Source organism: Pigmentiphaga litoralis (genome assembly GCF_048632615.1).
GTDB classification, from domain to species: Bacteria; Pseudomonadota; Gammaproteobacteria; order Burkholderiales; family Burkholderiaceae_B; genus Pigmentiphaga; species Pigmentiphaga litoralis_B.
Window position 1 is genome coordinate 4,464,250 of sequence record NZ_CP184479.1, and the last position, 12,537, is coordinate 4,476,786.

The following is a 12,537-nucleotide window of genomic DNA, read 5'->3' on the forward strand; positions in this document are numbered from 1 at the left end:
GGCACCGGACGGGTGCCGCCTTGCCCCGGCGCTTACGACGGCGCGACCACCAGCGGCATCGGATAGTCGTCCGCATTGCAGACCATGCCCGGCTTGCTCGAAAAGTCCATGCGCGGCGGGCCGAAAATGTCGACCAGCCAGCAGTCGCCTTCGCTCACATTGGCGCTGGTGTGCAGCACCTTGGCCGGGATCACCGTAACCGACGGGCTGCCCACGGTTACGTGCTCGTCGTCGCGCCACTGGTTCATGTCGGGCGTCCAGGGCCAGCGCAGGTGATGCGTGTAGGTGCCCTGAATGGCGAGGGAGGCCTGCTCGAAATCGGTGTGGCTGTGCGGGCTCAGTTTGGCGGGGTCGCGCGGCACCGTGCGTTTGTTGAGCACGTTCACCATCAGGTTGCAGCTGCGGAAGATGCGCATATTGCTGTCCGGACGGACGTGGTCGGCCAGCACATAGTGGCGCAGCCGAAAGCCATCCACCGGATCGGGCCAGGATACCAGCGGGGCGACTTCGGGGGCGCCGTCGGCGTAGGTGGCCGCGTTCGGGCAGGCGTCGAGCAGGTCGGTGTTCAGGCGCGAAAACACGCGCACGATGTGGCCGTCGCTCAGGGCTTCGATGCGGCTGTCGCCGGGCGGCACGATGGTCAGGGTTTCGGCCTGAGCGTCGATGCTGTCGGCGCCGGCGCGGATGCGTGCCGCGTTGGCGGGCAGGAAGACAAAATATTCGTCGGGATTGCCGGTGCGCTCGAGCACGGCGCCGGCACGCACTTCGGACACGGCAACGATGAAGTTCGCGCCCCGCGTCAGCCACGTGCGACAGCCCGGGGCTTCCTGTTGCGGGGCCTGTTCATAAAACGCCGCGTAGGTCGCGGAACGGGGAAGGGCAGCGGTCATCACGTGACTCCTGGATCGGGATGAGGGGAGCGCACCCGGCGCGGCAATCGAAGCCGGCGCCGGCGGGCACTCAATCTTGAGCGTGCTCAGGCGCGGCGTGGCCTGGGCGTGGTGGACGACGCAACGCCCTGCGCGGCCTGCCGCAGCAGGGACTGGTCGGACCCGACGATGAACCAGCTGGCGCCCAGCGCGGCAAATTCCTCGCGTTCGGCGTTGCTGGCTACGAACATCGCGGCGATCTTGCCCGCATCGGTCGCGGCCTTCAGGATGCGCTGCGTGGCGTCGAGTACCTTCGGGCTGCGCGAGCCGGTCTCGCCCATCGACAGGGCAAGGTCCGCGCGGCCGACGAACAGGCCATCGACCCCCGGCACGGCGGCAATCGCTTCGGCGTTGGCCAGGCCATCGACGCTTTCGATCTGGCACATGACCAGCGTGCGGTCGCCCGCCTGCTGCGCCTGCTGATAGCTCATCATCCCGTAGCCTGCCGCGCGCGGCGAACTGGAGAACCCGCGTTCCCCGCCGTGATAGCGGGCGCGCGACACGATCTGCGCGGCCTGCTCGGCCGAATCCACGTGGGGCACGACGATGCCGGCCGCGCCCAGGTCAAGCGTCGACAGGATCGTCGACGGCGCAAAGTCCGGGACGCGCACGAACAGAGGTAGGTCCGCGGCGCGGCCGGCCAGCATCATCAGGTCCATGGCCGCGCGGTCGAAGGGCGCATGCTCGGCATCGATGACGCCGAAGTCGAGCGTCGTCGTTCCCAGGATCTCGATGATGTGGGGCGACACCGTCTTGATGAAGGTGCCGGTCTGCAGCGGGTGCTTGCCAGGGGAGGGTGAAGTCATGGCCGTTCCATTAATAAGGGGCAGGGTTCAACGGGCAGGCGGCGCCTGCAGCATCGGACGATGGAAGATTTCGCCCAGGCCGGCGTAATAGGGCCCGCCCAGCCGCGAGATGGGGCGCATCGCGACCGTGTCCACATAGCGTCCGTCAAAGATCTCGTCGGACAGGTGGAAGGCGACCACCTCGCCGATATACAGCGTGTTCAGTCCGCGGCCCAGGGGCAGCACCTGTTCCAGGCGGCATTCCATCTGTACCGGGGTCGCCAGGATGCGCGGTGGCTTGACGATGGTGCTGGCAACCAGTTCGATGCCCAGCTGTTCCGGTTCGCCAAGTTCCGGCGGGTAGTCCGCGCCCGACGCGTGCACCAGTTCCAGGGTCGATTCGGTGGCGACGTTGACCACGAATTCGCCGGTCTCGCGGATGTTGCGGGCCGTGTCCTTCAACTCGCCGGCGCGCGAACCGATGTTGATCGCAACCATCGGGGGGCTGTGCGCGACGTAGTTGTACGAACTGAAGGGCGCTGCGTTGACCCGGCCGTCGGCGCTTTGCGTGGTGATCCAGGCCACCGGGCGCGGCGTGACGCAGCCGCACAGCAGGCGGTAGGCTTCCTCCGTGCTCATGTCCTGCGTGGGTAAGGTGACGAATCGGGTCATGGCAATTCCTTTAGTCGAGGCGAATGTTCGCTGCCTCGATGATACGTTTCCATTTGGCGCTTTCGTCCGTCATCAGCTTGCCGAGGTCTTCGGGCGATCCGCCCCCGACAAGGGCGCCGAACTGTTCCAGCGTCGCGCGGCCTTCGTCGGACTTCAGGATCACATTGACTTCCCGGTTGATGGTGTCAACGACCGGGCGGGGCACTCCCGCCGGGCCGGCGATCGCGAACCACACCGATGCGTCCAGGTCGATGCCCTGTTCCAGCGCGGTCGGCACGTTGGGGGTGCCCGGGTAACGCTGCTTGGAGGTGACGGCCAGGCCGGTGATCCGGCCGTCCTTGATGTACGGAATGAAGGCGGTGATCGGCGCCACCACGGCTTGCACCGAATTGCCGATCAGGTCGGTCAGCGCCGGCACGTCGCCCTTGTACGGTACGCCTTGCAGGGGCGCCTGGGTCGTCCGCTTCAGCAGTTCGAACGCCAGGTGGCCGATGGTGCCGTTGCCCGGATTGCCGATCGCGTACGTGCCCTGGCCGGACTTGGCCAGCGCGATGAAGGACTTCAGGTCCTTGGCGGGTGTCTTGTCGGTGGCGGCAATGACCAGCGGGATTTCGCCAACCAGCACGATCGGCGCCAGGTCCTTCTGCGCGTACGGCATCGTCTGGTACAGATACTGGTTGTTGGCGAGCGGACCGGACGTCGTCAGGGTCAGCGTATAGCCATCGGGGTCGGCCTTGGCCACCTGGTCCGTGCCGATGTTGCCGCCCGCGCCGGGGCGGTTGTCCACCACGAATTGCTGGCCCAGTTTTTCACTCAGGCGCTGGGCGATCAGGCGGCTGACGGCATCCGTGCTGCCGCCCGCCGGGAAGGGCACGACCAGCCGTACCGGCTTGGACGGCCATGCGGTCTCTTTCTTGTCCGAAGAACAGCCCGTCAGGGCGGCAAGGAGGGCGCTGGCTGCAAGCGCAGCCAGATACGTTCTATTCATCAGGTCTCCATCACTATCGTTACGCAAGCCGCAGCGGCGGCCCGTCCGGCCTGAGGCGCGGAATAGGGGCAAGGATGCGCATGCCGCCGCCCCGGCTCAAGCAAAACGTCGCGACTTTTCGCACAATGAAACGGCACGTACTGGGATACTCGGCCAAACGCACGAGAGAATTTCGCACAGTGAAACGTTCAAAATGAGAGTGGCGGGGGGTGACATACATTCCCTATAAACACGGTTCGCAGTCAGTGCGTGCCGCAGAAGCAGGCCGCTGCGAGATGAAGGCAAGGAGACACCTGTGCTTGACGATCCTCTGGTTGACAGCGACAACGACAGTCCGGCGATGCACGATGCCGGCGCGGGGTCGCGCCCGTCCTACCGGCCGGTGCATGCCGTGCAGCGCGCGTTGACGCTGCTCTGTGCGCTCAACACGCGGGGCGTCAGTTCCATTGACGCGCTGTATCGCAGCACGGGACTGCCCAAGCCCACCATCGTCCGCCTGATGGAAACGCTGATTGCCGAGGGGTATGTGACCAAGGACAAGAAGCAGGGCGGGTACCTGGTGACATCGCTGGTGCAGTCGCTCAGTTGCGGTTTCCATGCGGATCCGCTGGTGGTGCAGGCCGGCAGGCCGTGGGCCTCGGCCCTGACGCGGCGCTTGCAGTGGCCGATCTCCATCGCCCTGCTGGACGAGTCGGATGTCGTGATCCGCTTCAGCACGGTCAGCGACAGCCCGGTGTCACCGGCGCACGCCACGATCAACATGCGGCTGAGCCTGCTGGATCGCGCGATGGGGTTGTCCTATTTGGCTTTCTGTCCGGAGGGCGAGCGCGAGATCCTGCTGCACATCCTTGAGACGAGCCGGTCCAGGGACCTGGCCGCCGCCGGTGGCCGCCGCAGTATCGAAGACCGGCTGCAGCTGATCCGCAAGGACGGCTATTCGACCCGAGGCAAACGGGTCGAGCCGCTCAGCTCCGGCACGGTGGCCGTGCCCATCATGGATGATGGACGCGTGCTGGCGACGATGGGCATGGGCTACTTCCGGTCCGCCGTGACCGAAGAGCGGATCGCGCAGCACTATGTGCCGATCATGCAGGCGTCGGCCGCGCAGATCGTGGAGCAGGTCCGCCTGCTGCGCCGGGGTGACGGCAGCCGCCAGGTCGCCTAGCGGGTCGTCCTTGCCTGTAGGAATCATGCGTTGATGGGCCGCTTCGCCCATCAGAAGGTGCCAGCGTGCTGGCCAATGACTCACCGTCAGGTGAAAGAAGAGTAGACAAGACCATGACCCAATCCGCCCGTCCTTTGTTGTTCGATTCGCATGCCCATCTGGTCGCCGACGACCAGAAAGCCTACCCGCGCAACCCGATGATCCGTCCCGCCAGCGCGCCGCCACGTCTGCCCGGCGTCATCGGCACGCCCGGCGGCCACCACGGCCCGAATCCCATCAACGAAGTCCCCGACGCCCTGCGGATGCTGGAGTGGATGAAGGAAGAAAACGTCGATGGCGCGGTGGCCGTGCAAAAGCGCATGATCTACCGCTTCGATAACAGCTACATCCTGGATTCATCGGATAAATACCCCGACATCTTTTCGGCGGTCGTGATCCTGGACGCCGAGGACGAGGGCACGCCCGGTCTGGTGCGCCGCTACATCACCGACCACGGCCTGACCGGCGTGCGCCTGTTCGGCGGCCGCAAGGAAGACGGCAGCATGCCATGGCTGAATTCGCCGCAGGCCCTGAAGACCTGGGAAGTGGCCGAAGAGTTCGGTCTGGTCATGGACCTGGAAGTGCTGGCCCATGGCGGCGGTGGACCGTCGGCCCCTGCCATCATCGAGTTGGGCCGCCGCTTTCCGAACGTGCGTATCGTGCTGGATCACTTGCTGGAACCCGAAGCCGACCATGGCGACAACTATGGCCTGGATGCGAACTTCGAGCTGCTGGTGCCCGAAAAGAATATCTCGTTCAAGTTCACATCGATCAATCTGGACATCCTTCGCGAGACCAACATCCCGAGCGAAAAAGTGCTGCGCCTGGCGGTCGACATGTTCGGCGCGGACCGCATCATGTGGGGCTCGGACATCGGCACTTCCTCGGGCACGTACAAGGACATGGTCCAGCGCATGCTCGACGCGTCGGTGCTGCTCAACGAGGACGAAAAGCGCGCCGTGCTGCACGATACCGGCAAGGCGGTTTTTGTGAAGGGCGGGTCGCGCAAGCGCTGACCATCGACGTCAGGGGCGACCTGGAACATCGAGCCGGTGGCGGCGCGCGGCGTGTCCGGGTCGTCAGGCCGTCGTGCGTTGATGCCGCTGCGCGAACGCTTCCGCGGACAGCGGCTCGCCCACCCACGCGCCTTGCGCCTCTTCGCAGCCCTTGCGGCGCAGCCGCGCGTACTGATCTTCGGTATCGACGCCTTCGGCCGTGACGGCCAGTTCCAGGCTGCGCCCCAGGTAGAGGATGACCCGCACGATCGCCGCGTCGGCGGATGAAGACGCCATGCCTTGCACGAAGGCCGGGTCGATCTTCAGCCGGGACAGCGGCACGCGCTTCAGAAGGTCGAGCGACGTCGCGCCCGTTCCATAGTTCGAAAACACGATGGCGGCGCCCAGTGTCCGCAGATCCTGAAGCGTCGCGACGGTCTGCATGTCCCGTCGCTGCAGGATGGTTTCAGTCAGCTCCAGTTCCAGCGCATGGGCCGGTATGCCGGTCTCGGACAGGCATTGCCGCACATGCCGGCTCAGATCTCCGGTGCGAAATTGCGCGTCCAGCACATTCACGCTCATGCGCAGTTCCGGGAACAGGTCTTTGCGCCACTGCGCCAATTGCAAGCACGCCTGCTGGAGCATCCAGTGTCCGATGCGGGCAGCCGAAGGACTGGACTGCAAAGCGGGCATGAAGACTTCCGGAAGCAGCATGCCGTGACGCGGATGCTGCCATCGCAGCTGCGCTTCCGCACCGACCAGGCCGCCATCCGCGATCCTGACGATGGGCTGGTAGTGCAGCGTCCATTCGCCCTGGTCGAGCGCTCGGGGAAACTCGGTTTGGTAAGCCTGCTTGGCCAGCGCTGCGGCGCGTAGCGCGGGCCGATAGAAACGGCGGCAGTGTTTGCCCTGAGCCTTGGCCTCGTACAGCGCCAGGTCCGCGCTCGACAACAGGTCGCGCACGTTGCAACCGTGCAGCGGAAAGATCGCGATGCCGATACTTGCGCCGATCGTGACGGGTTCGCCTTCGAGCATGACCGGCTGCGCCAGCGCATCGATGATCTGATCGGCAATGTCGGCCGCGCGTCCCTGCTGGATCAGCGTAGGCAGCACGACGGCGAATTCGTCGCCGCCCATCCGCGCTGCCGTGTCGATCGGGCGCAGCACACGCTTGAGGCGCTCGGCGACGGTGACCAGCATGGTGTCTCCGGCGGCGTGGCCGAAGCTGTCGTTCACATCTTTGAAACCATCCAGGTCGACCATCATCAGGCAGCCGCCGTTGCCGGCGCTGAAGGCGGCTTCGACCCGCTCGCGAAACAGGATGCGATTGGGCAGGTCGGTCAGCGCATCGATATGGGCAAGGCGATACAGGCGGGCTTCATTGCGCCGGCGCTCGGTAATGTCCCGCAACACCGCACAAAAGCTGGCGTGGCCTTGCTCCCGCCACATGGACGACGAAATTTCGACGGGAATCACGCGGCCATCGGCGGCGCGGATATCGAGTTGCAGGCGCCGGCCCATCGTCAACGACGTATCGTCCTGGGCGAGCGCCATCAGGTTGCTGACCGCCTCGGCAGGCACCACGACACCGATGGCCTGACCCACCATCTGATCGTTGGTGTAGCCGAGCAAACGCTCGGCGGCCGGGTTGGCGTAGGTGACTCGCGCAAGGCCGTCGAGGCAGACGATGCTGTCGGGCGAGACCGCCGCCATCTGTTCGAATCGCGACTGGCTCGCCTGGCGTGCGACGTCCAGGCGGCGCAGTTCCAGCTTGTCCATCACCAACGCGGCCAGTGCGCGCAGATTGTCCTGCGCTTCGGCATCGAGCTCGGGCCGGGGCTGGGTGTCGAACAGGCACAGGGTGCCGATCACATGCCCGTCAGGCGCAACCAGCGGGCAGCCTGCGTAGAAGCGCAGGTGCGCTTCGCCGGCCACATACGGATTGTTGGCGAATCGTGGATCCTTGGACGCATCGGGCACCATCATGATTTCCGTGCCGCCCAGCGCATAGGCGCAGAACGACGCGCCTCGATCCACTTCTTCGAGCAAGGTCCCCACGGCCGCGGCGCAGAGCTGGCGATTGACGTCGACCAAGGATACGAGCGCCATCGGCACGTGAAAAATGCTCGACGCAAGCTGGATGATGCGATCGACTCCCGGGTCTCCAATGACGGAATCGACGCCGTATTGCCGCAATGCCGCCAGACGGGCGTGTTCGTTTGCCGGGATCGGCGGGCCGGCGGACGCCAGAGAGTCGAGTGTCATGAAGAGGGAGCCAGTGGCAGTGTGAAACCACGAATGAAGCCGGGCACGGCATCGGGCGCCAGCGGCCGGGAAAAGAAAAGCCTTGCACCTCGTCGCAGCCGCATTCGGTCACGAACGCCAGCGACTGCGCTGATTCGACGCCTTCCGCCACGGTCCGGTAGCCCACGTTGCGCGCGAGCCGCAGGACTTCCCGCACCAGGACAGCGTGCCGCCCATTGGTCGCGACATCGGTGACCAGCGACTGGTCGAGTTTGAGCACGGCCGCGGGGATCTTGTGGAGGTTGGCAAAGTTGCTGTAGCCCGCGCCGAAGTCGTCGACCGACAGGGTCGCCCCGGCATTGGCGAGCGCATGCAGCTGGGACTGGACACTGGCGCTGGCATGCAGCCATTCACCCTCGGTGATCTCGAATTCCAGCCTTGCCGGCGCAATGCCGATGGCCTGGCACAGGCGCAAGATACCGGGCACCAGCTCGCCATTGTCGAAGTCCCGAGGCGAAAGATTGAGCGACACCTTGAGCGTCGGAAAATCGGGCAGCCAGGTGAGCAATTGGCGCAGCGCTGCGTCGACGACCCAAAGGGTGAGCTTCTGCATGATGGCCGTGCGTTCGATGATGGGGATGAATTCGGCGGGACTGACCGCGCCGTGCACTGGATGTTGCCACCGCACCAAGGCTTCGACCGACCCGACCTTGCCGGTATGGAGATTGACGCGCGGCTGGTAGACGAGATGAAAACCGCCGTGCGCCAGCGCGTCGCTCAGGTCGACGGCGAGCTCGTACCGGCGCCTCAGCGCCGTGTCGTCGGAAAGGTCATAGATACAGGAAAACAGGTCGGCATTGATCGCGGAGTTGAGCGCCGTCATGGCTTGCCGCAGGACGTCGGGTGCGTTGACGGTGCTCAAGTCGAAATCGACCATGCCGCAGTGGGGCCGCAGTTGCAGGGGGATCCCTGCGGCGACCAATGGGCGGCGCGCGACGTCGGCGATGCCTTGCATCAGATCGGGCTCGGCCGCCGGGTCATACCAGAAGGCAAGACGTGTCACGCCGACCTGGTAGACCGCAACGTGGGGCGGCAGGCAGTGCCGGGCCTGGCCGGCCGCGTGGCGCATCAGCGACTCTGCCACCGGCACGCCAACCGCCTGCGCCATTTCGTGCACGGTCGCCAGGCTGAGCAGTTCGATCAGCGCCAGCCGCCGGCGGGCCTCGCCCCCCACGGCTTTGAGCGATTCCAGGTCGACGATCATCTGCTGGCGGTTGGGCAGGCCGCTGACTGAATCGCGCCGGCCGGCCGACTGGCGCAGCATGATCTTTTCCATGACCAGCTTGCCCATGGCCTTGAGCTGCGCGCGTGCAGCGTCATCCAGCACGCGCGGACGGCTGTCGATCAGGCACAGCGCGCCAATGGCATGACCCGACTCGGTAATGAGGGGCACCCCTGCATAGAAGCGGATGAACGGGGGACCGGTTACGAGCGGATTGTCGGCAAACCTGGGATCGCGACGCAGATCGGCCACTTCGAACAGGTCCGCCTGTTGAATGGCGACCGCGCAGATCGACGTGGCCCGCGACGTTTCGCGCAACGCAAAACCAATGCTGGACAGAAACTGCTGCCGATCGGTGTCCACCAGCGAAATGAGCGCGGTCGGTACATCGAACGTGTACGCGGCCAGCCGTGTGAATTGATCGAAATCTTCGGACGCGGCCGTGTCGAGCAGATTCAACGAGCGCAATACGCCGATACGCTCGTCTTCCCAGATTGCCATCTCCTTCTTTGCCACGTTGTCTCCGGGGCCGCCCTGTTCGCGTGCCCATCCCCATGCTCATGTAAGCAGTGAGTATCCGTGAAAGGTTTCACATAAAGTTTCCGTGATTGTTGCAAATCGTCTTTTTTTGTCGTCGCGGGCGAAACAGAACAGGTCGGCCTTCCCGGCCGATGCCAGGGCCAGGATGCGCAAAGCAAGGAAGTTGCGAACGTCTGCTTACGATATCGGGGTGGTCAGTCCGTCCTGCCGAGTGGTCGCGGCGGGTACGAAACCTGCGGTAGCCAGGTTTTCTGGAGGAGCCCGACATGCGCGGAACCAGCAAAGCATTTCCTTACCAAGCAGCAACCGGCTTCCACTATCAGGTGATGCTCAATCTTGAGCATCATCCGGAAAACGGCCAGTACAGTGGACTTGCCCAGGCCTACGAGGGCAACCCCAACAACAGCGCCTATGTGGGTAACGCGGTGCCGCTCCATCTGTTCGACGCGGCGTCGCTGGACGATGCCTTCGAGAAGGCGTTGCGCCATGTGGGCAGCCAGCTGGATGAAGGGCTGTTGACGACACCGGGCGTACTCGGACGCCGATCGCCACTGACGGATGCCCACGGCCTCGGGTCGGATGCGACGGTCGGCACGCCGCCCCATGCGCAGCCCGGTGCGGTGACCGGCGCGGCAGCCGGCGCCACCCACCAGTCCGCCTCGACGGGTGGCAGCGATCCGGCGTATGGCAGGGAACCCACCCCGACCGGCGGTCGATCGGACAATGCCCGTCCCGCCACGCAGATTTCGCCGGCCGCCGACCGACCCGCTTAACAATTTCTTAAACTGCACGGTCCAACATCGCCTGTCTTGAGGTGGACCGATGCAGATACTGCTCATAGAAGACGACGCCATGCTCGGGCAGGCGCTTGTGGGCGCGTTGTCTCAACTGCCCGATGCGGTCGTCACCTGGCAGCGCGATGCCTTCAGTGGCAAGCTCGCTTTGCTGGATCAGACCTATGGCGTCGTGTTGCTGGATCTCGGCTTGCCCGACCAGTCAGGATTGAGCGTGCTCAGTGCCTTGCGCGCGCGGCACGACACCACGCCCGTGATGATCATTACGGCACAGGCCCGCCTCAGCGACCGCATCCGGGGCCTCGATGCGGGGGCCGACGACTACATCATCAAACCGTTTGAACTGGACGAACTGCTGGCCCGCATGCGCGCGTTGATCCGCCGCAGCACGCAGGCAGTGTCGGCCGTCATGCGCCGTTTTGATGTCGAGGTCAATCCAGGCCAGCGCGCCGTGTCCAAAGCCGGCGTGCCGGTCGCGCTCAGCGTGCATGAATACCGCACGCTGACGGCCCTGATGCAGAGCCAGGGCAAACCCCTGTCGCGCGACTACCTGGAAGCCATGATCTATGGTGAGCGCAGCTCGGTCGAAAGCAATACCGTGGCCGTCTACATCCATCAGCTGCGCCGCAAGCTTGGCGAGGAATTGATCGAAACCGTCCATGGCGTGGGCTACCGCATTGGCGAGCCCGGGACATGACGATGAAGGCATTGCGCAGCCGGCAACTGGTGGTCCTGCTGATCGTCCAGGCGGGATTCTGGATCGTCTGGATGAGCCTGCTGACGTGGACCGAAACGCGGGACGTGACCGGCCGGCTTGACAGCGCGCTGAGTGAAGGCGCGCGGCAGGCCTTGATGTCGATACCCAAGCGCCTTGCCGATCTCCCGTCGACCGAGACCTTCATTGCGCCGCCAGCGTCGCCGGTGGAGCTCAAGCGCGTCAACTTCCAGATGTGGGACCTGCGCACCGGGCGTCTGTTGATGCGCACGCCCAGCGCGCCGAAGGACCCGTTCGTTCCAGGCTATGCCGAAGGGTTCAGCGACAGCGTCGCAGCGGGCGGGCCGTGGCGCGCCTATGCGGTGTCCGACGTGGAAGGCCAGGTCCAGATCCAGATGGCGCGCGCCGAAAAACAGATCCGGGCCGACATCGTGTCGTCGGTGTTCAAAGGCCTGGGCGGCGCGATGGTGATGTTCGTGTGCCTGGCGTCGATGATGTGGGTGACCGTGGTGTGCTCGTTCCGTCCCATGCAGCGGGCGGGCGAAGCGCTGCGGCATCGCGATCGTCTCGACTTCACGCCGCTGGCGCTGAAGGAATTTCCGCTGGAAGTGCACCCCTTCGTCAACGCCGTCAACGATCTGCAAGCCCGCCAGTCCGATGCCCTGACGCGGGAACGTCAGTTCCTGTCCGACGCCGCCCATGAACTGCGCACGCCCCTGGCCGCGCTGACGACGCAGGCCCAGCAGGCGTTGCGCGCGACCGACGCCACGCATCGGGACGAAGCGTTGGAACAGGTGCTGGCAGGCACCCGTCGCGCGACGCGTCTGGCCGAACAGTTGCTGGACCAGGCGCAACTGGATGCGCACGACTGCACGCTCACAGACCGTGTCGATCTGGCGTCCCTGGTGTCGCTGGAAGTGCGGGAGTTCGATGCGCGCGCGCACGCCAAGGCGCAGCACATCCGGGTCGAAATCGAACCGACGCTGGTGCTGGCCAACGTGGACGCCATGGGCGTGCTGATCCGCAATCTGATCGACAATGCGCTGCGCCACGCGCCGGCGGGCGCGCGGGTCGAGGTCGTCTGCCATCCGGGCGATGAGGGCGACGCGGTGCTGACGGTGCGTGACGACGGGCCGGGCATTCCCGAAGCGGAGTGCGAGCGGGTCTTTGAACGCTTTTACCGGGTGTCGGGATCGAAGGAAACAGGAAGCGGCATCGGCCTGTCCCTGGTGGCGCGAATTGCGCGGATGCATGGGGCGAGCCTGACTTGCGGCAAGGGCATCGGCGGGAAGGGGTGGTGCGTGTCGATTGCCTTTCCCGCGGTCGGTCCGACGTCTTAATTCATTCTTAATCGCGCGTCGCCACACTGCCGGTTCCGCTACGAACAGG

At 65.1% G+C, this 12,537-nt stretch carries 10 protein-coding genes and 1 pseudogene; 5 read left to right on the forward strand and 6 right to left on the reverse strand.

Translation table 11 applies throughout. The annotated features are described in order from the left end of the window. Positions 1-32: 32 nt before the first annotated feature. The 4 genes from ACNANG_RS20645 to ACNANG_RS20660 all read right to left on the reverse strand — a co-directional run bounded on the left by ACNANG_RS20645 (position 33) and on the right by ACNANG_RS20660 (position 3,374). Positions 33-890 (reverse strand): hypothetical protein, encoded by an 858-nt coding sequence (locus tag ACNANG_RS20645; protein ID WP_420224582.1) that lies wholly within the window; start codon positions 888-890, stop codon positions 33-35. Between the two features lie 86 nt (positions 891-976). Then, positions 977-1,735, reverse strand: coding sequence for an HpcH/HpaI aldolase family protein (locus ACNANG_RS20650; RefSeq protein WP_420224583.1), 759 nt, complete (start codon positions 1,733-1,735; stop codon positions 977-979). 27 nt (positions 1,736-1,762) lie between these two features. Continuing rightward, positions 1,763-2,386: a flavin reductase family protein gene (locus ACNANG_RS20655; protein ID WP_420224584.1), complete on the reverse strand. Its 624-nt coding sequence runs from the start codon at positions 2,384-2,386 to the stop codon at positions 1,763-1,765. A 10-nt stretch (positions 2,387-2,396) separates the two neighbouring features. After that, entirely contained in the window at positions 2,397-3,374 is a 978-nt protein-coding gene (locus ACNANG_RS20660) for a Bug family tripartite tricarboxylate transporter substrate binding protein (protein WP_420224585.1), read from the reverse strand. 295 nt (positions 3,375-3,669) lie between these two features. Between ACNANG_RS20660 and ACNANG_RS20665 the strand changes: the two genes are divergently transcribed. Together ACNANG_RS20665 and ACNANG_RS20670 are read left to right on the forward strand one after the other, a co-directional pair. After that, positions 3,670-4,539, forward strand: coding sequence for a DNA-binding transcriptional regulator (locus ACNANG_RS20665; RefSeq protein WP_420224586.1), 870 nt, complete (start codon positions 3,670-3,672; stop codon positions 4,537-4,539). A gap of 113 nt (positions 4,540-4,652) precedes the next feature. After that, positions 4,653-5,594, forward strand: coding sequence for an amidohydrolase family protein (locus ACNANG_RS20670; RefSeq protein ID WP_420224587.1), 942 nt, complete (start codon positions 4,653-4,655; stop codon positions 5,592-5,594). A 63-nt stretch (positions 5,595-5,657) separates the two neighbouring features. Here ACNANG_RS20670 and ACNANG_RS20675 read toward each other — a convergent pair whose 3' ends face one another. Together ACNANG_RS20675 and ACNANG_RS20680 are read right to left on the reverse strand one after the other, a co-directional pair. Then, entirely contained in the window at positions 5,658-7,838 is a 2,181-nt protein-coding gene (locus tag ACNANG_RS20675; protein ID WP_420224588.1) for an EAL domain-containing protein, read from the reverse strand. Positions 7,839-7,968: 130 nt separating this feature from the next. Continuing rightward, positions 7,969-9,600 (reverse strand): annotated as a pseudogene (locus tag ACNANG_RS20680) (EAL domain-containing protein); the annotation flags it as partial. A 305-nt stretch (positions 9,601-9,905) separates the two neighbouring features. Here ACNANG_RS20680 and ACNANG_RS20685 point away from each other — a divergent pair. The 3 genes from ACNANG_RS20685 to ACNANG_RS20695 are packed head-to-tail and all read left to right on the forward strand — an operon-like array spanning position 9,906 to position 12,488. Next, entirely contained in the window at positions 9,906-10,412 is a 507-nt protein-coding gene (locus tag ACNANG_RS20685) for a hypothetical protein (RefSeq protein WP_420224589.1), read from the forward strand. A 49-nt stretch (positions 10,413-10,461) separates the two neighbouring features. Continuing rightward, positions 10,462-11,130, forward strand: a complete 669-nt coding sequence (locus ACNANG_RS20690) for a response regulator transcription factor (protein WP_420224590.1) — start codon at positions 10,462-10,464, stop codon at positions 11,128-11,130. Continuing rightward, entirely contained in the window at positions 11,127-12,488 is a 1,362-nt protein-coding gene (locus ACNANG_RS20695; protein ID WP_420224591.1) for an ATP-binding protein, read from the forward strand. Before ACNANG_RS20690 ends, ACNANG_RS20695 begins: the two co-directional genes overlap by 4 nt. Positions 12,489-12,537 lie beyond the last annotated feature (49 nt).

Coding starts and splice junctions, on each gene's coding strand:
- ACNANG_RS20645 (WP_420224582.1), bottom strand. CDS start 890: ATGACCGCTGCCCTTCCCCGTTCCGCGACCTACGCGGCGTTTTATGAA.
- ACNANG_RS20650 (WP_420224583.1), bottom strand. CDS start 1,735: ATGACTTCACCCTCCCCTGGCAAGCACCCGCTGCAGACCGGCACCTTC.
- ACNANG_RS20655 (WP_420224584.1), bottom strand. CDS start 2,386: ATGACCCGATTCGTCACCTTACCCACGCAGGACATGAGCACGGAGGAA.
- ACNANG_RS20660 (WP_420224585.1), bottom strand. CDS start 3,374: ATGAATAGAACGTATCTGGCTGCGCTTGCAGCCAGCGCCCTCCTTGCC.
- ACNANG_RS20670 (WP_420224587.1), top strand. CDS start 4,653: ATGACCCAATCCGCCCGTCCTTTGTTGTTCGATTCGCATGCCCATCTG.
- ACNANG_RS20675 (WP_420224588.1), bottom strand. CDS start 7,838: ATGACACTCGACTCTCTGGCGTCCGCCGGCCCGCCGATCCCGGCAAAC.
- ACNANG_RS20685 (WP_420224589.1), top strand. CDS start 9,906: ATGCGCGGAACCAGCAAAGCATTTCCTTACCAAGCAGCAACCGGCTTC.
- ACNANG_RS20690 (WP_420224590.1), top strand. CDS start 10,462: ATGCAGATACTGCTCATAGAAGACGACGCCATGCTCGGGCAGGCGCTT.
- ACNANG_RS20695 (WP_420224591.1), top strand. CDS start 11,127: ATGACGATGAAGGCATTGCGCAGCCGGCAACTGGTGGTCCTGCTGATC.